This window comes from Rhizobium sp. 18055, from assembly GCF_902706285.1.
Taxonomy (GTDB): Bacteria; Pseudomonadota; Alphaproteobacteria; order Rhizobiales; family Rhizobiaceae; genus Rhizobium.
Genome location: NZ_CACSKD010000008.1, coordinates 113,851 through 135,977, shown reverse-complemented (window position 1 = coordinate 135,977; position 22,127 = coordinate 113,851). Strand labels below are relative to the sequence as shown.

Sequence of the window (22,127 nt, the reverse complement as noted above, 5' to 3'; positions counted from 1 at the left end):
TGTGTTCCACCGCGAGCGAGATTCCAACCGGCTCTACCCTATTCTTGGGACGTCCAGTGAGATAGTCGCTATATCTCGCATGTAATTATGTCTGGAGTTCATGAATGCAGCGGGAAGAGCTGGTGGATCTCAATGCTTTTCTGACCATTGCCGAAGAGCGGAGTTTTACCCGTGCAGAGGCCAAACTCGGCACATCCCAATCGGCACTTAGCCACACGATCCGCCGGTTGGAAACGCGGCTCGGCGTTCGGCTTCTCACGCGCACCACCAGGAGCCTCGCGCCTACAGATGCCGGTGAGAGACTGCTTGCCACGCTGAGGCCCGCTCTCGAAAGCATTGGCGCACAGCTCGCTTCGCTCGGCGAATTGAGGGAAAAGCCCGCAGGAACAATCCGGATCACCACATCGGAGCATGCCGCGAGTTCGATCTTGTGGCCGGCGCTTGAGAAAATCCTGATTGACTATCCTGACATCCATGTCGAGCTGAGCATCGATTCCGGGCTTGTCGATATCGTGACCGAGCGTTTCGACGCGGGGGTTCGCTTGGGCGAGGCGCTCGCCAAGGATATGATCGCAACACGCATCGGTCCCGAGTTGCGGATGGCCGTGGTTGGGTCGCCTCGCTATTTCGCGAACAAGCCCAGGCCACGGACGCCACAGGATCTTGCCGACCATGCCTGCATCAACCTGCGTCTTCTAAGCTCCGGCGGGCTCTACGCCTGGGAACTGGAAAAGGACGGGCGGGAGGTCAGGGTGCGCGTCGAAGGGCAGCTTGCCTTCAATAATGTGCAGATGATCGTTCGAGCCGCCGTTTCCGGATTCGGGCTTGGCTACGTCATGGAGGATATGGTCACCGAACATCTTGCCGACGGGCGTCTTGTCCGCGTGCTTGAGGACTGGTGCACGCCATTTGCGGGCTATCACCTCTACTACCCGAGCCGGCGCCTTCCCTCTGCCGCCTTTGCCGTACTGGTGGATGCCTTGCGGTATCGCAGTTGATCTCGGCGATTTTGAAGAGCACCGGCGGAGTGCATCCCTACGCTTTGCAGTGCATCTCCCACTCGGTCAGCAGCTTCATGATTTCCATCGAATCACTCAATCGGGGCGAGGGGCGGGGTGCTTCCTTCAGGCCCCGGTGCAGGCAGTCTTCGACGAGGCGGATCTGATGTCCGAAGGCGTCGTGATCCGAATGGACGACAACTTTCTCCGGTGCTTTTCCGTATTCCTCGATCTCCAGCACGTTCTCACCGGCGACCGGCAGCCATGGGTTGGTGATGAAGCGTATGCAAGCGCGGTCGCCGCGCACGGTGAAGTCGAAGGACATGCCGAAGCTGTCGGTCGATTGCAGCGTGGCAAGCACGCCGGAACCGAAACGCATGGCCAGTGCGGCGTCGCAGATGTTTCCGTCGTGGGTCGAAATGTTGCCGTAGCCAGTCATGGTCCGGTCGGCAAAAGCGTGAGCGCCAAAGACGGTCTGGATCACGTATTGCAGCAGCGACACGGGATAGCAGCCGAGATTGTAGAGCGTGCCATTGCCCATCGGGTTTACCAGCTTCCAGATGTCGGCGGCATAGGAGCCGGAGATGGCGCGGATGGTGCCGAGGCGGCCGGAACGAATGATCCTGCCGAGTTCGGCGATGACAGGGTGGCTGAGGTACATCAGCCCTTCGACAAATAAGATGTCCGCCTGCCGGACAGCATCTTCCAGTGCATGGGCATCCGCCATCATCGTGGTCATCGATTTCTCACAGAGCACAGGCTTGCCGCTGCGGGCAGCCTGGATGACAGCCTCATGGTGCACGTTGTTCGGGAGGCCGACATAGATGACATCGACCTCGGGGTCATCGATCACTGCGTCCATGCTCGAATGGGCGTTCGTGATGCCATGCTGCTGTGCGAAGGCTGCGAGACGTTCACCATCCCGACCGGCCACCGACCGGATCTCCGATCCCGGGCTGGCACTGATGGCTTGCGCCATCGTGTTCGAAATGAAGCTTGTCCCGAGAAGTCCCCAGCGCAGCATGCCGTTCCGCCTTTCGCATTGTTCGCTTGTTTGCCCGACGTTCTATCGGGCATCCGGTTGTCAGGCACAGGGATATTAAACTGCTGTGAGGAGCAGATTTGCTGCCTTGCCGTCCGCCACCAGCCATTCCCGCAAGGCGACGATCGGTTTGCGGTCGCGATCGGCAATCCGGCAGCAGAGCCGATAACCGGCGGCCCTGCTGGTGAACCCGAACGGGGCAATAAGGGCGCCGGAGGCCAAGTCCGCCTCGACCGACGCGCGCGGCGCGATCGTCAGCCCAAGCCCTGCCTTGGCCGCACTGATTGCCAGCACCAGATCGGTGAAGCCTGTGCGCTTGTGAAACCGCACCGGCGCCGTGCCGCTTTCACGAAACCAGTCGTCCCAGAGGTAACTGACATCGTCCGCAATGATCGCCGTTGCCAGGCTGAGATCGCCAGGCTGCCGTGACATCGCATCAGGATTGCCGACAGGCCCGAACGCGTCGTCCATGAACTTGGTCGCCGTGATATCCGGCAGCGGCCGATACTCGCCGCCGGCAATGATCGCGTCGATATCGGGCGCCTCCGACAGGGTCAGGCTGACGGGCACCGGGACAACGTCGATCTCAAGCGACTTGATATCCGCCTGGATGCGGGCGAGCCTTGCCATGAACCACTCGGAGGCCATCGGCATCGGTATGCCGAGCCGCAGCTTCAGCTTGCTCCCCTGCGAGGAGACTTCCTCTGCAGCGCGCACGATGATGGCAAAGGCGACGCCTACCGCATCCGCCAGGCGCTCAGCGGTTGCGTTGAGCGTCACGCGGCCGCCTTCCCGATTGAACAGCGGCACGCCGAAATGGTCCTCAAGGCTGGCAATCTGTTGGCGCACGGCGCCCGGCACGACGCCGAGATCGGCCGCCGCCGCCCGCAGGCTGCCGCATCGCGCCAGGGCATCGAAGGCTCTGAGCGCGTTCAGTGGCGGGAGGGTAGGGCGTCTATCTGCCATCGGGATGCTTCTGGAGAACGGGTTGCTGTGTTCTGGGTGACAGGCCCTGCCAAGTCAACCAGTCGTCCATCGGGTGCCCGCCCGCCCGTTTCAAGGAAGACGCCGATGTCGTGATGATTTCGGGGTAAGCGGCAGCAACTCCATATGTCTCCAGCTGCGCGTCACGCGCATGGCGCATGGCTGCCTTGCGTAAACCTGCCTACCATTTAGGCTGAGGGCTGTGTATATGTCTATTCATCGAAGCGATGCATCCTCCTCCCGCAGAGCTTCGATCTTGCAAGTGTCTCACTCCTCCTCCCAGAGGCGCTTGTGCGAACAGTAGCACTCCTCCTCCCAGCTGCTGTTCATCTATTTTGAAAAAGCCTGTCGCACCTCCTCCCGCGGCAGGCTTTTTCTATTCTGGAGGCCTCGGTTCCAGCTCATCCAGCATCTAAGACACAGCGACCGGTTTCGACCGCAACCTGCTCGCTGTTGCCGGATCGGCACGGCGGCATAGCTGTGGCGGCAGGCCTTTCATGATCAGTTCTGCGTCGGCCACGGCCATCGTTCCGAGTTCATAAAAGGCATCGCGAGTGCCGCCGGTGCGATGCGCCGAGAGCAACAGACCGGGGATATTGCGGACGGGATCGTCAGCGGCTACCGGCTCCTCCGGGAAGACGTCGGTTGCGGCGCTGATGTGCCCTGACGTCACCGCTTCCAGCATGGCCGGGAAATCGACAACCGCAGCGCGGCTCATCAGCAGAAAAGCCGATCCCGGCTGCATCAGTGCGAACTCGCGACGGCCGATGAAACCTTCATTCTCGCTGGTCACGCTGGCGAAGACGAAAACGACCCGGCTTTCGCTCAAGGTCTCGTCGAGACCGCTCGGAATGCAGTCCAGCCGCTCCACAATCTCGTTGGGGAGCCAGGGATCGAACACCCGGACGGTATTCTTGAAGGGACGAATGAGGTCGCGCAACTGCCTGCCGAGATCGCCAAAGCCGACGATGCCGACAGGTGCGCCGGCAAATCGGAACACGCCATCATTTCCGGCAAGACCATATTGTTCGGTTCCCGCGCGAAAAGCGCGGTCTGCCCGCGTCAGGCCGCGGGTGAGATCGAGCGCCATGCCGAGGGCTGCCTCCGCCACCGGCGATGCGAAGGCCGATGCCGGGGTGATGACCCAGATACCGCGTTCGACGCAGGCCTGATAATCGATATTCGGCATGAAATTGGATTCGACGTTGATGATCGCCTTCAGCCTTGGTGCCCTGTCAAGGCGCTCCTTCGGCATGTCGGTCTGCCCGAAGATCAGCACCGTGTCGGGAAGCAATGCATCGACTTGCGCGTCCGGCATTTGCCGATCTTCCGAAATGACCACCTCGCCCAGATTTTCCAGGCGGCGGCGAACATCCGGTTTCATGATCAGATCGAGCGTCCGTGGCAACGGGTCCACCAGAACAATATTGCGGCTCATAACTCCTCCTCCATTCCCGGTATGAAGGATTACCAGCAAATATCCTTTGTGAAAGTCATTTCTGGTGTGCGGCTGTCACAACAAGAAGGGGCCGCTGCACAGGCAGCGACCCCTCGTTTGTTGAAGCCTGTGGCTCAAGCGAAAGGTTCGGTCGGGCTTTTTCCAGGCAGGGTGAACCACTGTGCGCCGGTCTCCGTCATAAAGATATGGTCCTCCAGCCGAATGCCATAGCGTCCGGGGAAGACGATCATCGGCTCGTTGGAAAAGCACATGCCTGATGCCAGCGCCGTCTGGTTGCCGCGCACGATATATGGCTCTTCGTGGATTTCGAGGCCAAGCCCATGGCCGGCCCTGTGCGGCAGGCCGGGCAGCGCGTAATCAGGGCCGAGCCCGTGGCGAACCATGACGGCACGCGCCGCGTCGTCGAGGCTTGCGCAGGCGGCACCAAGCGTCGCCGCGTCGAAGACGGCCTGCTGGGCCTCGCGCTCGATCGCCCAGGCGCGGGCGAAGTCGGCGTCCGGCTCGTCGAGAACGTAGGTGCGCGTCAGGTCCGAGTGGTATCCATCGATGCGGCATCCTGTGTCGACGAGGATGACGTCGCCGGGCGCATAGGTCTGCTCGCCGTCGGCGCCATGCGGCAGCGATGTGGCTTCGCCGAACGAGACGATGCAGAAGCTCGATCCGGCTTCGGCGCCGAGAGACCGATGCTGCTCGTCGATATAGCGAACGACGTCCGATGCCAGCACTCCAGGCCTGATAAAGCCATGGGCGCGACGGTGAACTTCCAGTGTCAGGTTCATCGCATACTGGATGATGCCGATCTCGGCGGCGGATTTGCGCAGACGGATATCGCGGATCAACCGCGCCCCGTCGCTAAGGCGCTCAGCGCCGATGCTGGCGGCAAGCGCATGATAGACGAACAGCGGCAAGGCGTCATCGAGCGCGACGCGGTCCTTCGGCGACAATAGGCCGGCGACGGTCTCGGCGCTGTTTTCGTCCTCTTCCCAGGTGACAATGGTGCCAGCGAGCTTGGGAAGGCTGTCGACACGGCTGCGCTCGAACCCGGGCACGATGTAGAATAGATCACTTCGGGTGATCAGGGCGCCGACGAGCCGCTCGCTCTGGTGCCAGACGAGGCCGGTGAAGTAACGCAGGCTCTCCGTCGAGCCGAGAAGAACCGCTTCAACATTGCCTGCGTCCATGCTGGCACGCAGCGTTGCCAGCCGCTGGCGGCGTTCGGTCTCGGAAATCGGTGAGGGGCGGGCGGTGGCCGACATGGCTATTCCTCTTGATATCAAACTTTTAGGGCCGCCGGACCGGTCGCATGGCGCAGCATACCTTGTGAAGCCTCCGCTTCATCGGGCGCAGCTATTCCTCCTCGGGTGGTCGAGTCAACTGTCCGATCTGCCTCTCATCGGCCCTTGCCGACTGCAATCATCACCGCGCGCTCAGGCCGCCTCAGAACGTCGGCGGGGTGCAGGCGCTGATCACTTCGCATGGGACTGGCCCAACACAGCGGAAGCGGTGCGGCCGCCGGCTCTCGAAATAATAGGCATCCCCGGGCCCCAATATCCGGCGCTCGTCATCGACGGTCACCTCCATGCGACCCGAGAGAACGATGCCGCCCTCCTCGCCGTCATGCACAAGCGGCACCTTGCCGGTATCGGCACCCGGCTGGTAGCATTCCTTGAGGATCTGCAGCTGGCGACCGAACAGGCTCTCGCCGACCTGCCGAAACGAGATCGGCCCCTTGCCGATCTCGACAAGCTCTTCTGCGGCGTAGAATGCCTTGCGGGACTTCTGCGGCTCGAAGGCAAAGAATTCCGCCAGTCCGATTGGAATTCCGTCGAGAATGCGCTTCAATGCGCCGACCGATGGGTTCGATGAATTGGACTCGATCAGCGAAATGGTGGAGTTTGTCACGCCTGCCCGTTTCGCCAGTTCGCGCTGCGAGAGGTTGTGAAGCAGGCGCAGATGCCGCAGGCGTTGGCCGATATCGACGGACATGGTGTTTCCCAGGGTTTCAAACGTTCGAAATATAGCAACACTCGGCCTCCGATGCTATGTTTTTCAATGGCTTGAAAACAGGTAGAAAAGGACTTGTTCGGAAATCTGAAATGGCCGATGCAGTTAGTTATCGTCATTCTGGAGAGAACCCATGGACCAGATCAGCAAAGCCAATAGCCCGTCGCTCGAAAATTTCTGGATGCCGTTCACGGCCAATCGCCAGTTCAAGGCTGCACCCCGGCTTTTGGCCTCTGCGGATGGCATGTACTACACCGACGTCAACGGCAAGAAGGTGCTGGATGGCACCGCAGGCCTCTGGTGCGTCAACGCCGGACATGGTCGCAAGCGCATTGCCGAGGCGGTCGAGCGCCAGCTGATGACCATGGATTTCGCGCCGACCTTCCAGATGGGCCACCCCATCGCTTTCGATTTCGCCGAGCGGTTGGCGAAGGTCGCGCCGGGCGGTCCCGCCGCGCAGCTTGATCGCGTCTTCTTCACCGGCTCCGGCTCTGAGTCGGTCGATACGGCGCTGAAGATCGCCATCGCCTATCAGCGCGCCATCGGGCAGGGAACCCGCAGCCGCATCATCGGCCGTGAGAAGGGCTATCATGGCGTCGGCTTCGGCGGCATCTCGGTCGGCGGCCTCGTCAACAATCGCCGCGTTTTCCCGCAAATCCCGGCCGATCACATGCGCCATACTCTCGATGTCGAGCGCAACGCCTTCAGCAAGGGCCTGCCGGCACACGGCATTGAACTGGCGGAAGATCTGGAAAGACTGGTCGGCCTGCACGGCGCCGAGACGATTGCTGCCGTCATTGTCGAGCCGATGTCCGGCTCGGCCGGCGTCATCCTCCCACCGAAGGGTTACCTGGAGCGCCTGCGCGCGATTGCCGACAAGCATGGCATCCTGCTGATCTTCGATGAAGTCATCACCGGTTTCGGTCGTCTGGGAACCCCATTCGCGACCGATTATTTCGGCGTCGTTCCCGACCTCGTGACCACGGCCAAGGGCCTCACCAACGGCGCAATCCCGATGGGCGCGGTGTTTGCAAGCCGCAAGGTTTATGATGCGATGATGACCGGCCCGGAAAGCCAGATCGAGCTGTTCCACGGCTATACCTATTCCGGTCACCCGGTTGCCAGTGCCGCCGGCATTGCCACGCTGGAGATCTACGAGGAAGAGGGGCTGCTCACCCGCGGCGCCGGCCTCGCCGAGACCTGGCAGGATGCGCTGCATTCGTTGAAGGGCCTGCCGAATGTGGTCGATATCCGCACGCTGGGTCTGGTCGGGGCAATCGAGCTTTCTTCCCGCGAAGGCGCAATCGGCACGCGTGGATATGATGTCTTCGTCGATTGCTTCGACAAGGGCCTGCTCGTTCGCGTCACCGGCGACACCATCGCCCTTTCGCCACCGCTGATCGTCGAAAAGGATCAGATCGCAACGATTGTGTCAGTTATCGGCGACGCGCTGAAGCGCGCAGCCTGATCGATCCGTCCCGGGCCTCGCGAAATCGAGGCCCGGGACGTTGCGGAGACAGACCCGCTGATGCCTGTCAGCCTTGGGCACCGGTAATCGTCACCGGGACACCCTTGTAGGCAGGGGTGCCGGAGAGGCGATCGTAATCGGAGAGCGCGATCAGCGTGTTCATTTCCGGATAGTAGCCGGCGACCGACCCGCGTGGAATGTTGTACTCGACAGCCGTCAAACCACGCGCAGCGCGCAAACGTCCATCTGCCGTCGGCAGGGATTCGACGTTGATGATATCGCCGTCCGACAGGCCACGTTTTGCAAGGTCTTCCTTGTTCATGAAGATGACGTCTCGGCGGCCGAACACGCCGCGATAGCGGTCGTCCATCCCGTAGATCGTGGTGTTGTACTGGTCGTGGCTGCGCAGTGTGGTCAGCACAAGCGCATCCGGGTTCTTCATCAGCGGGTCTTCATCGAGACCACGGGCGACGAGGAAAGTTGCTTTCCCGCTTTCCGTTTTCCAACGCCGTTCGGACGCTGCCACATCGAGCCTGAAGCCGCCGCGCACACGAACACGCTTGTTGAAGTCGAAAAAGTCGGGGAACACGATTTCGATCTTGTCGCGAATCCTGTCGTAGTCGGCAACCATGCCGTCCCAGTCGATGCCGTAGCGCTCGCCGAGTGTCGCCTTGGCAATGCCGGCAACGATCGCCGGCTCGGATTTCAGCATCTCGCTCGGCGGATTGAGGAAGCCGCGCGATGCATGCACCATCGACATGGAATCTTCGACCGTGATCGATTGCGGACCCGAGGCCTGGGTATCGAGATCGGTGCGGCCAAGGCATGGCAGCACGATCGATGTCTTGGCGATCAACAGATGCGAGCGGTTGAGCTTGGTGGCGATATGGACGGCCAGGTCGAGCTTTCGCATCGCCTCGAAGGTGATGTCGGGATCGGACATCGCGACCGCCAGATTGCCGCCCAGGCAGATCAGCGCCTTCGACGCGCCATCGGTGATCGCCTCGATCGATTCGACAGCGTTGTGACCTTTCAGGTCGGTCGGGCGGAAGCCGAAGGCTTTCTCCATGCCGTCGATCAGCGCCTTGTTGGGGATCTCGGTAATGCCGACGGTTCTGTCGCCCTGGACGTTGGAGTGTCCACGCAGCGGGCAGATGCCGGCACCGGGGCGGCCGATATTGCCGCGCAGCATCAGGAAGTTGGCCAGCTGCTGCACATTGCCGGTGCCGTTGCTGTGCTGCGTTATCCCCATGCCGTAGCAGAGGATAACGTTCTTGGCCTTCACATAGACGTCGGCCGCACTTCTGATCGCCGCCCTCGTCAAGCCGGACACAGTGACGATGTCGTCCCAGCTCGTCTTGTCGATATCGTCGCGAAGGGCCTCAAGGCCGACGGTATGTTCGGTGAGGAATTCGCGATCGAGGACGCCGGAGCGGCCGGCGGCAAGATCGGCATCATCGATCTCGAACACGCATTTCATCAGGCCCTTCAGGGCTGCGAGATCACCGCCGGTGCGGACCTGATGATAGGCGGAGGCAATTGGGGTCGAAGACATCGTCATCATCTCGACCGGGTCCTGCGGCGAGGCGAATTTCTCCAGCGCGCGTTCCTTCAGCGGGTTGAACACGATGATCGGAACGCCGCGGCGTGCTGCCTCGTGCAGGGTCGACATCATTCGCGGATGATTGGTGCCCGGATTGTGGCCGAAGCTGAAGATCGCGTCCGTCAGCTCGAAGTCATCGAGCGTCACGGTGCCCTTGCCGACGCCGATCGATTTCGGCAGCCCGACGCTTGTTGCCTCGTGGCACATGTTCGAGCAATCAGGGAAATTGTTGGTGCCATAGGCGCGCACCAGCAGCTGGTAGAGGAAGGCTGCTTCGTTTGACGCGCGTCCAGAGGTGTAGAACTCCGCCTGGTGCGGATCTTCGAGCCGATTGAGCTCGGCGCCGATGCGAGCGAATGCGACATCCCAGTCGATCACGTCGTAACGGTCGGTCGCGGCATTGTAGATCATCGGATGGGTCAGGCGACCCTCGTCTTCGAGCTTGTGGTCCGTCCATGTCCAGAGGTCGGCGACGGTGTGCTGGGCAAAGAATTCAGGATCGACGCGCTTGGCTGTCGATTCCCAGGTGATCGCCTTGGCGCCGTTTTCGCAGAATTCGAAGGAGGATGTATGCTTGGGATCGGGCCAGGCACAGCCCGGACAGTCGAACCCTTCCGGCTGGTTCGCCTTCAGCAATGTCGCCGTCCCTTGCGCGACCACCTGCTGGTGGCTCAGTGTTTTTGTGACGGCGCGCAAGGCGCCCCAGCCGCCGGCCGGAGCGTCGTATTTTTCAATCCCTGCAGGCCGCTTCTTTGTCATGGTCTTTCCTTAACGTCTTGATTGCACCAGCATAACACTTCGACGTGACATGCTGCACTATACTGAAGCACAGTATGTTGCCAGAAGCCTCATCAGCGACGCAGCACAAACCAATTGCGCCCCTGCGCCCCATCGTGACGTCGGTGACAAGCGACCGTGCCCCAGGAACAACGAGATAGGGCGGTTCAGGCCGAACGTCACCCTTGGTCCGGCTCTGCTGATGGTTTTTACCGGATCCCGACGCTTGCGTGCGCAGGGGTCGGTCTTTCCCGTCTGGCTGAACCGACCGACAAGTCCAACGGGCTCGACAAGCCAGATTTGGCAACCACGCGCATGAGGGCCTTGATCGGCGGCTCGGCGGTCGAGTAAGGCAAGCAGGGTTGTCGTCGAAGATGCTGCAGCGACGTATCCGCAACCTGATCGGCAGCGAACCGGCTCCACCAAGCCGGTACAATTCGGCAATCCACCAGTCGCCTGCCATTGAGGACCGCCCTGCCACGGACGCAGACGCCTCTCGAAGCTGCCAACCGTTGCATTTCGCGCATGGGTGGCGTGAAGCATTGTCGCTGTTATCGGGCAGGGGAGGTCGCTATATTAGCGACATCAGAGGACGCCGGGGCCAATCAAGCTTGCCGACGTCAAACGAACCTCAGGAAAGGGGATCATCATGAACGTAGCACGCAGCCTGAACAACTGGCGCAAGTACCGTCAGACGGTTACCGAACTTGGTCGCATGACCAACCGCGAACTCAGCGATCTCGGCATCGACCGTGGCGATATCCGCACCGTCGCCCGCGCTTCGATCGCTCGCTGATCTCACGATCATTTCGTCATTTTGCAGAACGCCCGCCTTTTCAGAGCGGGCGTTCTGCGTTCCATATTGCAGGCATTGGGGGCGGATTTTCAGCTGTGCATTTTACGCATAACTGCACTGCAACATAATGCCTCGAAATCGACCAGAATTTCAGTATAGTCAATTTCAACGAAGCGATGCACCTCCTCCCGCAAAGCTTCGTGGTTCAGACGACCCACTCCTCCTCCCAGGGACGTCTGAAGGAATAGCAGCACTCCTCCTCCCAGCTGCTGTTCGGTTCTTTTCGAAAGCCTGCCGCACCTCCTCCCGCGGCAGGCTTTTTCGATTCTGGGACCTGTGTTCTCCCAATGCTGGAGCAAGACGGACTTATCCGCCATGGCACACGATACGCATCGCGCCTGACTACGCCCAGAATCCTATTGTTCAGCATGCCGTCCAAATCGGCATCCTCGCCGCCGCGCCTTCGTTGTTCCTCTCGGTCGTTTGGATATATCTGTCAAAGGCTTGGCAGGGATGCGAGAGACAGCATGTTCAATGCGCACCGGAAGACTTTCGTCGTTACGCTTTGCGTATTGGTGCTCAGCGAATGGCCAGGGACCGCATCAGCGCAACAGTCTGCCGCCAACCGCCCAGCACCCTCCGTGGTGGTCCGCGCGGTCACCAGCGAAGCTGTCGAGCTGCCGACGGAAAACATTGCTCGTGTGGAAGCGCAGGAGGCCGTCGATATCCGGGCGCGTGTGCCGGGGTTCATCGAGGAGATTGCCTTCAAGCCAGGCGCATCCGTCAGCGTCGGCGATCTGCTCTTCGTGATCGAGCCGGCGCGCTATCAGGCGGCCGTCTCTGCGGCCGAGGCGCAACGCGTGCGGGCGCAGGCGCTGCAACGCCAGGCGACGGTCAACCGTGATCGCAATGCCGAACTTATCAGGCGAAGTGCGGTGGCGCGTGCCGCCTATGACGATGCGCAGGCGGCACTTGATGTTGCGTCAGCTGACGTGGTGGCCGCGCAGGCAAGCCTCGCGAAGGCCGAGCTCGATCTTTCCTATACGCGGATCGTCGCGCCGATTTCGGGCCGCATCGGCCAGCCGTTGCTGACCACAGGCAATCTGGTCGGGACCGATTCCGGTCCGATCGCGCGGATCGTCCAGGTCGATCCGGTGCGCGTGACGTTTTCCGTAGCGGAGGGCGAGGTCACTACTTTTCGCCAGAAACAGATCGCCGGTGGGACCGATGCGAACGCCACTGCCTTCAGACTGATGCTGATGCTGCCCAATGGTACGGCCTACGGGGAGGAGGGGACCATCGAGTTCGTGGCGCCCGAGATTGATCCGCGCACCGGCACCGCGGGCGTGCGGGTGGTGTTTCCAAATCCTGACGGACTTTTGATGCCCGGCCAGTTCGTCAAGGTGATCGTTGGTAGCAAGGATACCCAAACCGGGCCTGCCATTGCCCAATCCGCAGTCATGCAGGATCGAGACGGTCGCTTCGTCTTCGTGCTTCAAAAGGACAAGACGGTGCAACAGCGCCGCATCGAGACTGGCGCGAAGATCGGTGATCTCTGGGCCGTCAAACAGGGGCTCGCGGTCGGCGATATGGTCGTTGTGCAGGGAATGCAGCGGCTTGCCGACGGCATTGCCGTTCAACCCGTTGCGGAGGACGGTGGGAAGTTGCCATGATCTCGGGGTTCTTCATTTCGCGTCCACGATTTGCCAGCGTGCTCGCCATTATTCTCTGCATCGGCGGGCTTCTGGCGCTGTTCGGCCTGCCGGTCTCGCAATATCCTGACATCACGCCACCCAGCATCACCGTTTCGGCATTTTATCCCGGCGCCAATGCCGAAGTGATCTCCAAGGTGGTCGGCGACCCCCTGGAAACGGCGATCAATGGCGTCGATGACATGATCTACATGTCGTCCAACAGCTCGGATTCGGGCGCCTATTCGCTGACAGTGACCTTTGCGGTCGGCACCGATCCGAACCAGGCGCAGATCAATGTGCAGAACAGGGCGCAGCTTGCGATGGCGCAACTGCCTGCCGCCGTCTCCCAGCGCGGCGTCACGGTACGGGCCAGATCACCGGATTTCCTGGTGGCCCTGGGCTTCTATTCGCCCGACCATAGCCTCAGCGAGTTGGAGATATCGAATTATCTCTCGATGAACGTCACCGATGCATTGTCGCGCGTCAAAGGTGTCGGCGAGGCGTCGGTCATGGGCTCGTCGCAATACAGCATGCGGATCTGGATGGATCCGGTGCGCATGACGGCGCTGGAGATCACACCCGATGATGTGGTGTCGGCGGTGCAGGCGCAGAACATCCAGGCCTCGATCGGCCAGGTCGGCGCGCCGCCCTCCGAAGACAAGGTGCAGATCCAGTATACGCTGATTGCCGAAGGCCGGCTCGAGGATGCCCAGGCCTTCGGCAACATCGTCGTCAGAAGCGGCGACAACGGCGCACTGGTCAGGATCCGCGACATCGGGCGGGTCGAGCTCGGTGCGCAGAGTTATGCATCCGGCGTGCGGATCAATGGTGTGCCCGGAGCCATGCTGATCATCAATCAGGCGCCGGGCGCCAACGCGCTGGGTACCGCTGACGCGGTCAGTGCAGAACTGGTGTCGCTTTCCGGGCAGTTTCCCGCCGGGCTCGCCTATGAGCCGGTCTACGATTCGACCATGTTCGTGCGCGCCTCGATCGAGGAGATCATCATAACGCTTGCGATCACCTTTGCGATCGTGGTCGCCGTGACCTATCTGTTCCTTGGCGACTGGCGCGCCACGCTCATCCCGCTGGTCGCCATTCCGGTCGCGTTGATCGCCACCTTCGCCGTCCTTCTCGTCGGCGGCTTCTCGATCAACCTGATCACGCTGCTCGCCCTCATCCTTGCAACCGGACTTGTGGTGGATGATGCGATTCTGGTGGTCGAAAACGTCCAGCGGCTGATGAAGGAGGAGGGGCTGGATGCCGCCGCTGCCAGCCGCAAGGCAATGCTGCAGGTGACCGGCCCGATCATCTCGACGACCATGGTGCTGCTCGGCGTGTTCGTGCCCACAGCCTTCCTGCAGGGTATCAACGGCCAGCTCTACCAGCAATTTGCCGTGACGATCTCGGCCTCGCTGGTGCTGTCGTCGCTGACGGCGCTGACGCTGAGCCCGGCACTGTGCGCGACCATTCTGAGCAAGCCTACGGCGCTGAAGGGTCCGCTCGCCTGGTTCGAGGCCATGCTGATGAAGACGCGCGACGGCTATGCGCGCTTGGTCGGGTGGATCGTCCGGCGCATGCTTGTGGTGATTGGCGTCATGGCTGCGACGCTGGTCGGTGCAGCCATGCTGTTTATCCATGTGCCTTCGGCCTTCCTGCCGGACGAAGACCAGGGGTTTCTGTTCATCGACGTTCAGCTACCCAACGCCGCCGCACTGTCGCGGACCGAGGAGGCGATGCGCGAGGTGGAGACGGTCCTCAGGGATACGCCCGGGGTCGCCAAGGTCGTCACCATCGCAGGCTTCAGCCTGCTTCAGAACGGCAATGTGCCGAACGGCGCCTTCGCCATTGTGACGCTGGATCCGTGGGACAAGAGAACCCGGCCGGAACTGTCGACCACCGCCTTGCTGCAGCAGCTGAACGGACGCTTTGCGTCTATCCCGCAGGCCAACGTCGCCGTCTTCTCGCCGCCGCCCATCCCTGGCATCGGCCAGGTGGGTGGCCTCGATCTTAGGCTGCAGGCGCGGCTCGGGCAGTCGCCGGAGGATATCATGCAGGTCACGCGGGCTATGCTGTCGGCCGCCGCGCACGAACCGGAGATCGCCTTTGCCTCCAGCGCCTTTTCTGCAGACGTGCCGCGGATATTTGTCGATGTGGATCGCCAGCGCGCCGAAAATCTCGGCATTAGCGTCGGGCAGATTTATGCGACGCTCGGGGCCAATTTCGGTAGCGTCTACATCAACGACTTCACTCATGCCGGCCGCTCGTTCCAGGTCAATCTGGCGGCGGACAGCCAGTTCCGGGGCAATCCCGACAATGTCCTCGACATCCGCGTCAGAAGCCGCGACGGTGCCATGGTGCCGCTGCGGACGCTGGTGACCTTGAAGCCCGATCTCGGACCGTTTTCGCTTTCGCGATATAATCTCTTCCTGTCTGCACCCGTCAACGGCATCCCGGCGCCCGGCATCAGTTCTGGCAACGCCATGGCGGCATTCGAGAGGGTCGCCGCCGCAACCCTGCCGCCTGGTTTCGGTTATGAATGGTCCGGCCTGTCGCTGCAGGAGCGGCAATCGGCCTCGCAGACACCGATGATCCTGTCGCTGGCGCTTCTCTTCGCGTTTCTGTTTCTCGTCGCGCAGTATGAAAGCTGGACGCTTCCTGTCTCGATCATCCTCTCACTCGCATTCGCGGCGTTCGGCGCCATCCTTGCGCTTGTCGTCGCCGGACTGGAGAACTCGCTTTATGCCCAGATCGGCATCGTGCTCCTGATCGGACTGGCGTCGAAGAATGCCATCCTGATCGTCGAATTCGCCCGCGTCGAGCGCGAAGAGGCTGGGCGCTCGATCATCGATGCTGCGGTCGCCGCTGCCGCACAGCGCTTTCGTGCGGTGATGATGACCGCAATCTCCTTTATTTTGGGCATGATACCGCTGGTGCTGGCAACAGGCGCCGGCGCCAACGCGCGTCAGGCGTTGGGCGTCACCATTCTCGGCGGCATGCTGGCGGCAACCACTGTCGGCATCATGTTCATTCCCGGCCTCTATGTGGTGATCCAGCGCTTCGTCGAATGGGCTTCCAAGCCGAAAAGCGCAAAGGCGGCACCTTCTGCCGGCGCCGCCGAGTGATGGCGGGGCTGGGGGCCTTCAAACGGTCCCCGTTCCCTGTCGGCTGATCAGACCATGCTGCTATAGCGCCTCCGCGCTCAGTCGCAGATCGCCTCCGCTTCGATCTCGACCTCGTAGTCACCGATCAGGTTCCCGGCCTCGATCAGCGTATTGGCGGGCAGTACCGAGGAGAAGGCGCGGCCGTGGGCGCGCGATACGGGCTCCCACTGGCTGGCGTCGCGCAGATAGATGCGGGTGCGGACCACGTCTTCCATGCTGCCGCCGAGTGCCGAGATGGAGGCTGCGATCTTGTCGAGGATGTAGGTTGCCTGCGCACCCGCGTCGCCCGGGGCCACGCTGCGGCTGCTGCCGTGGGTGGCTGTCGTGCCGGAGACGAGAATGCGGTCGCCGACCCTGATCGCGCGGCTGTAACCGGCGATCGGTTCCCAGATGCTGCCGGAGGAAACGCGCGAGCGGCCGGGGCGGCCGGGCACCGGTTCGGGCGTGTAGATCGACGGGATTGCGTCGAGGTGGTGGCTGAGATCGCCGGACGCTGTCAGGAACGGCGGCTTGCGGTATTCGTCGCCGCAATCGCCTGGAATAGGCTGCGTGCCTGCAAAGGCGGCGTCCAAAGCCGCATGGTCCTCTTGGTCGAGCGCGAAGGAGAAGACATTGAGATTGTCGCCACGATGCTCGTTTTCACCGATCCGCGCGCCGACGATCGTGGCGGCGACGGCCGGGTGTTCGAGCACCCAACGGCTGGCGACGTTTGAAATTGAGACCTTGTACTTTGCGGCAATGCTGCCGGCAGCCCGCAGGATGCCCTGAAATGCTTCCCAGCCGCCTGACGTGTCAATGAAACGCTTGTACTTCGAGCGGCTCCAATCCGGGATGTTCAACGGCTCCGGCTGGCCAAGCCATTTGTCCGAGAGAAAGCCGCCGCAGAGCGTGCCATAGGCCAGCAGCTTGACGTTGCTCCTGGCGCAGAGATCGGACAACAGGCCCGCAGCCCGGCGATCGACCAGCGAGAACGACACCTGGTTGGTGGCGATGTCGATACCATCTGCCAGCGCCAGCGCCAGATGACCGGCGTCGAAGTTGGTCAGGCCCAGTGCACCGATCAAGCCTTCCTCACGCAGGCGCTGCATCTCGTGCAGGGCGTCGAGCCAGGCGGGGTGTTCGAAGCTCCACCAATGAAACTGCAGCAGATCGACCGTGTCGGTGCCGAGCCGGGTCAGACGCTCCTCGACGCCGCGACGAACGACATCCGCCGTCATCGGGCCGGGCTCCGGGCACCATTTGGTGAAGGCGACCGGTCGCTTTTCCCCCTGATAGCGGGATAGCAGCCGGCCGGTGATCAGCTCGGCAGAGCCGTAATGATCGGCCATGTCGAACGTATCGAAGCCGTCGCGGGCGTAGGCCTGCAGCGCATCGGCGCCTTTGTCCGGGTCGATGATCGTGCCGTTTTTCTCGATGTCGGCCACCTGCCAGAGACCGCAGACAATGCGGCTGATGGTGAGGTCCTTGGTGAGCGCTATGCGATCGGGCAGTTGGGACATGGTCTATTCCTTGGATTTCTGTGTGCGCTTGCGCGTCAGCGATGCCAGCGCATTGGAGGCGCCTAGGATGCCGCGGGGACGCAGGAGGAGGATCAGGCAAAGGCCGACCCCGATCATGACGATCTGCAGCGAAGCGGCGCGCGCCTGCTGCTCCGGTGGGACGAAGGCGGAAACGGCAGCGGCCGACAGCGCCCACAAGCCCCAGACAAGAACGGCACCGAGGATTGCGCCGCGATTGTTGCCGGAGCCGCCGACAATCAGCATCGCCCAGACCTGAAAGGTCAGGATCGGCAGATAGTTGTCAGGTGCGATGAAGCCGATGAAATGACCCTGTGCGGCACCCGCAAGTCCCATGATGGCGCCGCCGATGGTGAAGGCCTGCAGGCGAAAGCGGATCGGCCGTTTGCCGAGTGCCTGTGCCGCTGTCTCATCCTCGCGGATCGCTCGAAGCACACGTCCCCACGGGCTTTTTGCCAGATGCTGGAGTGCCAGATAAAGGGCCAGGACGACGGCCACCATCAACGCCAGATTGGAAAGGCCGAAGGCGAGGGGATCGCCAGCGAGATAGCCGAACGGCCGCGGAATGAAGCCGATCCCGAAGGCGCCGCCGGTGAGCGACTGCAGGTTGAGCACGCAAAGCTGCACGGTGACCGCAACGCCGAAAGTGGCGATGGCGAGGTAGTCGGATCGCAACCGGATGGTGAGCGCGCCGACGAGCCAGGCGGCAAGGCCCGCAACCAGCGCACCGCCGATCCAGCCAACTGCGATCGGCAGATCGTAACCGCCGACGCGGCCGACTGCGTCCGGTGTCGTCAGCAAGGCCGAGACATAGGCGCCGATCGCGACAAAGGCGGCGATGCCGACATTGAAGAGGCCCGTCTGGCCCCATTGCACGTTGAGGCCGAGGCACATGATGGCATAGGTCAGCGCCATGGTCAGGAAGAAGGCGGCATACGCGATCAGGTCGAGGCTCATGCGACCCTCCCGAATAGGCCGCGCGGGCGCAGCAGCAGAACGGCAACAAGGATGACGAATGACACGGCAGCGCGCCATTCGGCGCCGACCAGCTGGACGGCTGCCGCCTCTGACAGTCCGACGATCAGCCCGGCGATCATCGCGCCCGGAACGCTGCCGATACCGCCGAGGATCGCGGCAGCAAACAGTGGCAGCAGCAGGTCGTGGCCGAGATAGGGGCGGATCTGCACCAGCAACCCCGTCATGATGCCGGCGACGCAGGCAAGCGCTGCCCCGATGAACCAGACGACGAGGATCACCCTGCGCACATCAACGCCGGCAATGCCCGCGAGCGCCGGGTTCTCGCTGACAGCGCGCATCGAGCGGCCGATATCGGTGCGGGTCATCAGCAGGTGAATGGCGATGACTGCGACAAGCGAGACGCCGAGCGAGAGAAGCTGATCGGGCGTGGCGCGCAGGCCGCCACCGATCTTCACGGCAATCTGCAGCGCCTTGGTGTAATAGGCAGGCTTCGAGGTGAAGATGAATTCGAGCAGGCTGCGCAACGCCAGCGAAGCGCCGAAGCTGGCCATGACCAGAATGATGACGGCACCGCCACGGGCTCGAAGCCGCCCGAACAGCACGGCATCGACGGCAAGGGCCAGAAGGCCGGTCAACACGATGGCGATGATGGCGGCCAGCGGCAACGACCAGCCGAAGGAGAAGGGGCCGATCGGCTTTGTCAGCGACGTCGAGAGCAGGCCGAGGCCGCCGCTGACGGCGAGCGCCAGGTAGGCGCCCCAGGACAGCAGTTCGCCATGGGCGAAATTGGCAAAGCGCAGGATCGAATAAGTCAGCGTCACGCCGATGGCACCAAGGCCGATCATCGCGCCGGCGATCAGGCCGTCCATCAGGAATTGCGGGTTCATGGCTGCTCCGCCTTTTGCGGCTGGCTGGTGCCGAGATAGAGTTTGGCGATCAGTGGATCGCCGAGTAGCGAGGATGCCTCGCCCTCATGGCGGATCTGGCCTTCGACGAGGATGACGGCGCGGCTGGCAATCGCCAGAGCTGCCTTGACGTTCTGCTCGACCAGAATGACCGTGACGCCACCGGCATTGATCTCTTTCAGCATCGCAAACACCTCGGCCACGATCTTCGGTGACAGGCCTGCCGAAGGCTCGTCCAGAATGAGCACGGGCGGATCGACGATCAGCGCACGCGTAACCGCCAGCATCTGTCGCTGTCCGCCGGAGAGCGCGCCGGCCAGTCGCGATGGTTTGGCGGCAAGATCGGGAAAACGTCGGTAAAGTGCTGCGATCTTTTCGGCGCGCAGCGCTTTCGGCAGCACTGCAGCGGCAAGCTGCAGGTTTTCGTGAATAGTCAGCGTGGCGAAGATGTTTTCCGTCTGCGGCACGAAGGCGAGGCCCTCGCCAATCTTGCGGTGGGCGGGCACACGGGTGATGTCGCGTTCGCCGAGCGAGATGCTGCCGGAGTGAACAGGCACGACGCCGGCGATGGCCTTGACCAGCGTCGACTTTCCGGCGCCGTTGGGACCAAGCAGCACCAGCAATTCACCGGCTTTCACCGAGAGATCGACACCGCGCACGATCGGCATATCGGGTTCGTATCCGGCGACAAGCGCGCGGGTCTGAAGGGCCGGAAGCGTCATGCCACGGCTCCGAGATAGGCTTCGATTACATCGGGATTGGAGGCGACATCGGCGGGTGTGCCTTCCGCTAGAGGCTTGCCGAGCGCCATGGCCACGACGCGCGAGCAGAGCCGCGAGACCATGTCCATGTTGTGCTCGATGAGCAGGATCGACTTGCCCTGCGCGTTGAGCTCCAAAACGCGCTCCATGATCGTCTCGAGCAGGGCCGGATTGACCCCTGCTGCCGGCTCGTCGAGCAGAATCGCCTTGGGATCGGCCATCAGGATGCGTGCCAGTTCCAGCAGCTTGCGCTGCCCGCCGGAGAGCACCCTGGCGGGTTGCGCTTCGAGGCCCGACAGCGTCACGAACTCCAGCAGGGTCCTCGCCTTGTCGATCGCCAGCTTTTCCTGCCGCCTGACATGAACGGGGCGCAGGAAGTTTGCAAACAGTCGCTCGCCGTCCTGCGCCTGTGCGCCGGCCAGCACGTTTTCGAGTACGGTCATTTCAAGGAAAGGCTTGGGGATCTGGAACGTGCGTCCGACACCGCGGCCGATGCGCTGCTCCGGGCTTTCCTGCGAAACGTCGAGGCCGCCGATCCAGATCTCGCCCGATGTCGGCTTCAGGCTGCCGGCGATGAGGTTGAACAGCGTCGTCTTGCCGGCTCCGTTCGGCCCGATCAGCCCGACCATCTCGCCCTCTGCCAGCCGCAGCGACATGCCGGCAACGGCGGTATTGCCGTCGAACCGTTTCACCAGATCGCGCGCGTCGATCACCGCTCGGGCTGGTGGCGCGGCGCTCGATGTTGCGTCTGGCATGGGAGAAGGCATGGATGAAAGAAGGCTCTTGATTTGATTGGTGATGTTTGATCAAACTTCACTGCATGAGGAAATGCAACCGAAAAAAGCGGCGGTGGGCGGAGCAGGTGGGATGGCAGTCCAGATGAGGAAATCGTCAGAGACCGGCACCGGCGGCCATGATCGCGACGATGCCCTGTCGCCGGTCGGCCGCGAGACCCTGCAGGACCGGGTCTACGCCCAGCTGCGCAATTCGCTGATCAACGGCATGTTCGATGCCGGCGACGTGCTGCGCATCGTCGATCTTGCCGATCGGCTGCAGACCAGCACCATGCCGGTGCGTGAGGCGCTTGGCCGCCTTGTCTCGGAGCAGGCGCTTGAATCGCTGCCGAACCGGTCGGTGCGGGTGCCGCTGATCACCCGCGAACGTCTCGACGATCTGGCCCGCGCCCGCATCCTGATCGAGGGGCAGATGGTGGCTCTCGCTCTGCCAAATCTCACCTCCGACGACTTTGCGGCGCTGAGGCAGATCAATGTCGATTGCGACATGGCCTTCGAGCGACATGGCAAGGACATCGGTCATGTCACGTCCGCACTGAACCAGCGCTTTCACTTCCACATCTACCACGCGGCACGCTCGCAGGTGCTGATCCCGATCGTTGAAAGCCTGTGGCTGCAATCGGGTGCGATCATCCGCAAGGCGGCTCATATCCATGACGAGCAAGGGGGATTGGCCGCGACCAACCATCACTGGGCGCTGATAGATGCGCTGGAACGGCGCGATGCCGAGGGCGCCATGCTGTCGCTGTCCAACGATATCAGCCGCTCCTTCGATCTCATTCGCGGGCGGCTGGACGTTGAGCCGGACAGCAAAGCGGAGGGCGCGATGCATGACTGATGCCGCTGACGATGGCTTCGACCTCTTCGATCTCCGCGTCGATGTGATCATCCCGGATGGCGGTGCCGTCTATTGTGGCGCCAAACCCGGCGATCATTTCGAACTGCGCGGCGAGATGCTGCATCTGCCGCCAGGGCAGGGCATCTCGATATACTCGCTCTCCTCCGTCCTGCCGCTTCTGGCCGCCAAGCAGCGACCGACCGACCGCAACGACTGGATGACGACGGATGCGGATATCGCCTGCCCGGACCCGAATTGCTCCACACGGCTGAGGATCACCCGCACGGGTACCCGCCGTTTCAGCCATGCCGCGACCACTGCGGTTCCCTTGATTGACGAATAGGCCAG

The 22,127-nt window shown here is 62.2% G+C and carries 18 protein-coding genes; 7 read left to right on the top strand and 11 right to left on the bottom strand.

Annotated elements, in window-relative coordinates; translation table 11 throughout:
• The first annotated feature begins 104 nt into the window (after positions 1 to 104).
• Entirely contained in the window at positions 105 to 998 is an 894-nt protein-coding gene (locus GVL52_RS15750) for a LysR family transcriptional regulator (protein WP_160008723.1), read from the top strand.
• A gap of 37 nt (positions 999 to 1,035) precedes the next feature.
• Here the strand turns inward: GVL52_RS15750 and GVL52_RS15745 are convergent, their stop codons facing one another.
• The 5 genes from GVL52_RS15745 to GVL52_RS15725 all read right to left on the bottom strand — a co-directional run bounded on the left by GVL52_RS15745 (position 1,036) and on the right by GVL52_RS15725 (position 6,469).
• On the bottom strand, positions 1,036 to 2,022 hold the full coding sequence (locus tag GVL52_RS15745; RefSeq protein WP_160008721.1) for a Gfo/Idh/MocA family protein: 987 nt from the start codon (positions 2,020 to 2,022) through the stop codon (positions 1,036 to 1,038).
• Positions 2,023 to 2,097: 75 nt separating this feature from the next.
• A complete protein-coding gene (locus tag GVL52_RS15740) occupies positions 2,098 to 3,006 on the bottom strand; it encodes a LysR substrate-binding domain-containing protein (RefSeq protein WP_160008719.1) in 909 nt (302 codons plus the stop codon).
• 430 nt (positions 3,007 to 3,436) lie between these two features.
• On the bottom strand, positions 3,437 to 4,462 hold the full coding sequence (locus GVL52_RS15735) for a hydroxyacid dehydrogenase (RefSeq protein WP_160008717.1): 1,026 nt from the start codon (positions 4,460 to 4,462) through the stop codon (positions 3,437 to 3,439).
• Between the two features lie 134 nt (positions 4,463 to 4,596).
• Positions 4,597 to 5,739 (bottom strand): Xaa-Pro peptidase family protein, encoded by a 1,143-nt coding sequence (locus tag GVL52_RS15730; protein WP_160008715.1) that lies wholly within the window; start codon positions 5,737 to 5,739, stop codon positions 4,597 to 4,599.
• A 181-nt stretch (positions 5,740 to 5,920) separates the two neighbouring features.
• Positions 5,921 to 6,469 carry a cupin domain-containing protein gene (locus tag GVL52_RS15725; RefSeq protein ID WP_160008713.1) on the bottom strand — a complete coding sequence of 183 codons (549 nt, stop codon included), beginning with the start codon at positions 6,467 to 6,469 and terminating at the stop codon, positions 5,921 to 5,923.
• 151 nt (positions 6,470 to 6,620) lie between these two features.
• Here GVL52_RS15725 and GVL52_RS15720 point away from each other — a divergent pair, with 151 nt between their 5' ends.
• Positions 6,621 to 7,955 carry an aspartate aminotransferase family protein gene (locus tag GVL52_RS15720; RefSeq protein ID WP_160008711.1) on the top strand — a complete coding sequence of 445 codons (1,335 nt, stop codon included), beginning with the start codon at positions 6,621 to 6,623 and terminating at the stop codon, positions 7,953 to 7,955.
• A gap of 67 nt (positions 7,956 to 8,022) precedes the next feature.
• Here the strand turns inward: GVL52_RS15720 and GVL52_RS15715 are convergent, their stop codons facing one another.
• A complete protein-coding gene (locus tag GVL52_RS15715) occupies positions 8,023 to 10,317 on the bottom strand; it encodes an FdhF/YdeP family oxidoreductase (protein WP_160008709.1) in 2,295 nt (764 codons plus the stop codon).
• 667 nt (positions 10,318 to 10,984) lie between these two features.
• Between GVL52_RS15715 and GVL52_RS15710 the strand changes: the two genes are divergently transcribed.
• The 3 genes from GVL52_RS15710 (at position 10,985) to GVL52_RS15700 (ending at position 15,947) form a co-directional block, all read left to right on the top strand.
• Positions 10,985 to 11,131, top strand: a complete 147-nt coding sequence (locus GVL52_RS15710; protein ID WP_160003496.1) for a DUF1127 domain-containing protein — start codon at positions 10,985 to 10,987, stop codon at positions 11,129 to 11,131.
• A gap of 527 nt (positions 11,132 to 11,658) precedes the next feature.
• The gene (locus GVL52_RS15705) at positions 11,659 to 12,804 is read left to right on the top strand and encodes an efflux RND transporter periplasmic adaptor subunit (RefSeq protein ID WP_160008707.1); all 1,146 of its coding nucleotides are present in this window, start codon (positions 11,659 to 11,661) and stop codon (positions 12,802 to 12,804) included.
• Complete coding sequence (locus tag GVL52_RS15700) at positions 12,801 to 15,947, top strand: efflux RND transporter permease subunit (RefSeq protein WP_160008705.1); 3,147 nt, start codon at positions 12,801 to 12,803, stop codon at positions 15,945 to 15,947. The genes GVL52_RS15705 and GVL52_RS15700 overlap by 4 nt, the downstream gene beginning before the upstream one ends.
• Positions 15,948 to 16,024: 77 nt before the next feature.
• Here the strand turns inward: GVL52_RS15700 and GVL52_RS15695 are convergent, their stop codons facing one another.
• The 5 genes from GVL52_RS15695 to GVL52_RS15675 are packed head-to-tail and all read right to left on the bottom strand — an operon-like array spanning position 16,025 to position 20,902.
• Complete coding sequence (locus GVL52_RS15695; protein ID WP_160008703.1) at positions 16,025 to 17,485, bottom strand: aldo/keto reductase; 1,461 nt, start codon at positions 17,483 to 17,485, stop codon at positions 16,025 to 16,027.
• 3 nt (positions 17,486 to 17,488) lie between these two features.
• Complete coding sequence (locus GVL52_RS15690; protein ID WP_160008701.1) at positions 17,489 to 18,460, bottom strand: branched-chain amino acid ABC transporter permease; 972 nt, start codon at positions 18,458 to 18,460, stop codon at positions 17,489 to 17,491.
• Positions 18,457 to 19,368, bottom strand: a complete 912-nt coding sequence (locus GVL52_RS15685; RefSeq protein WP_160008699.1) for a branched-chain amino acid ABC transporter permease — start codon at positions 19,366 to 19,368, stop codon at positions 18,457 to 18,459. Before GVL52_RS15685 ends, GVL52_RS15690 begins: the two co-directional genes overlap by 4 nt.
• Positions 19,365 to 20,108, bottom strand: coding sequence for an ABC transporter ATP-binding protein (locus tag GVL52_RS15680; RefSeq protein ID WP_160008697.1), 744 nt, complete (start codon positions 20,106 to 20,108; stop codon positions 19,365 to 19,367). The genes GVL52_RS15685 and GVL52_RS15680 overlap by 4 nt, the downstream gene beginning before the upstream one ends.
• Positions 20,105 to 20,902, bottom strand: a complete 798-nt coding sequence (locus GVL52_RS15675) for an ABC transporter ATP-binding protein (protein ID WP_244619189.1) — start codon at positions 20,900 to 20,902, stop codon at positions 20,105 to 20,107. The genes GVL52_RS15680 and GVL52_RS15675 overlap by 4 nt, the downstream gene beginning before the upstream one ends.
• A gap of 124 nt (positions 20,903 to 21,026) precedes the next feature.
• On the opposite strand from GVL52_RS15675, the gene GVL52_RS15670 reads away from it, so the two are divergent.
• Together GVL52_RS15670 and GVL52_RS15665 are read left to right on the top strand one after the other, a co-directional pair.
• Positions 21,027 to 21,779, top strand: a complete 753-nt coding sequence (locus GVL52_RS15670) for a GntR family transcriptional regulator (RefSeq protein ID WP_160008941.1) — start codon at positions 21,027 to 21,029, stop codon at positions 21,777 to 21,779.
• Positions 21,772 to 22,122: a TIGR04076 family protein gene (locus tag GVL52_RS15665; RefSeq protein WP_160008693.1), complete on the top strand. Its 351-nt coding sequence runs from the start codon at positions 21,772 to 21,774 to the stop codon at positions 22,120 to 22,122. The genes GVL52_RS15670 and GVL52_RS15665 overlap by 8 nt, the downstream gene beginning before the upstream one ends.
• Positions 22,123 to 22,127: the final 5 nt, after the last annotated feature.

Excerpts from the sequence above, each read along its gene's own strand:
- GVL52_RS15750 (WP_160008723.1), top strand. The coding sequence starts at position 105 with ATGCAGCGGGAAGAGCTGGTGGATCTCAATGCTTTTCTGACCATTGCC.
- GVL52_RS15745 (WP_160008721.1), bottom strand. The coding sequence starts at position 2,022 with ATGCTGCGCTGGGGACTTCTCGGGACAAGCTTCATTTCGAACACGATG.
- GVL52_RS15740 (WP_160008719.1), bottom strand. The coding sequence starts at position 3,006 with ATGGCAGATAGACGCCCTACCCTCCCGCCACTGAACGCGCTCAGAGCC.
- GVL52_RS15735 (WP_160008717.1), bottom strand. The coding sequence starts at position 4,462 with ATGAGCCGCAATATTGTTCTGGTGGACCCGTTGCCACGGACGCTCGAT.
- GVL52_RS15730 (WP_160008715.1), bottom strand. The coding sequence starts at position 5,739 with ATGTCGGCCACCGCCCGCCCCTCACCGATTTCCGAGACCGAACGCCGC.
- GVL52_RS15725 (WP_160008713.1), bottom strand. The coding sequence starts at position 6,469 with ATGTCCGTCGATATCGGCCAACGCCTGCGGCATCTGCGCCTGCTTCAC.
- GVL52_RS15720 (WP_160008711.1), top strand. The coding sequence starts at position 6,621 with ATGGACCAGATCAGCAAAGCCAATAGCCCGTCGCTCGAAAATTTCTGG.
- GVL52_RS15715 (WP_160008709.1), bottom strand. The coding sequence starts at position 10,317 with ATGACAAAGAAGCGGCCTGCAGGGATTGAAAAATACGACGCTCCGGCC.
- GVL52_RS15710 (WP_160003496.1), top strand. The coding sequence starts at position 10,985 with ATGAACGTAGCACGCAGCCTGAACAACTGGCGCAAGTACCGTCAGACG.
- GVL52_RS15705 (WP_160008707.1), top strand. The coding sequence starts at position 11,659 with ATGTTCAATGCGCACCGGAAGACTTTCGTCGTTACGCTTTGCGTATTG.
- GVL52_RS15700 (WP_160008705.1), top strand. The coding sequence starts at position 12,801 with ATGATCTCGGGGTTCTTCATTTCGCGTCCACGATTTGCCAGCGTGCTC.
- GVL52_RS15695 (WP_160008703.1), bottom strand. The coding sequence starts at position 17,485 with ATGTCCCAACTGCCCGATCGCATAGCGCTCACCAAGGACCTCACCATC.
- GVL52_RS15690 (WP_160008701.1), bottom strand. The coding sequence starts at position 18,460 with ATGAGCCTCGACCTGATCGCGTATGCCGCCTTCTTCCTGACCATGGCG.
- GVL52_RS15685 (WP_160008699.1), bottom strand. The coding sequence starts at position 19,368 with ATGAACCCGCAATTCCTGATGGACGGCCTGATCGCCGGCGCGATGATC.
- GVL52_RS15680 (WP_160008697.1), bottom strand. The coding sequence starts at position 20,108 with ATGACGCTTCCGGCCCTTCAGACCCGCGCGCTTGTCGCCGGATACGAA.
- GVL52_RS15675 (WP_244619189.1), bottom strand. The coding sequence starts at position 20,902 with ATGCCAGACGCAACATCGAGCGCCGCGCCACCAGCCCGAGCGGTGATC.
- GVL52_RS15670 (WP_160008941.1), top strand. The coding sequence starts at position 21,027 with ATGAGGAAATCGTCAGAGACCGGCACCGGCGGCCATGATCGCGACGAT.
- GVL52_RS15665 (WP_160008693.1), top strand. The coding sequence starts at position 21,772 with ATGACTGATGCCGCTGACGATGGCTTCGACCTCTTCGATCTCCGCGTC.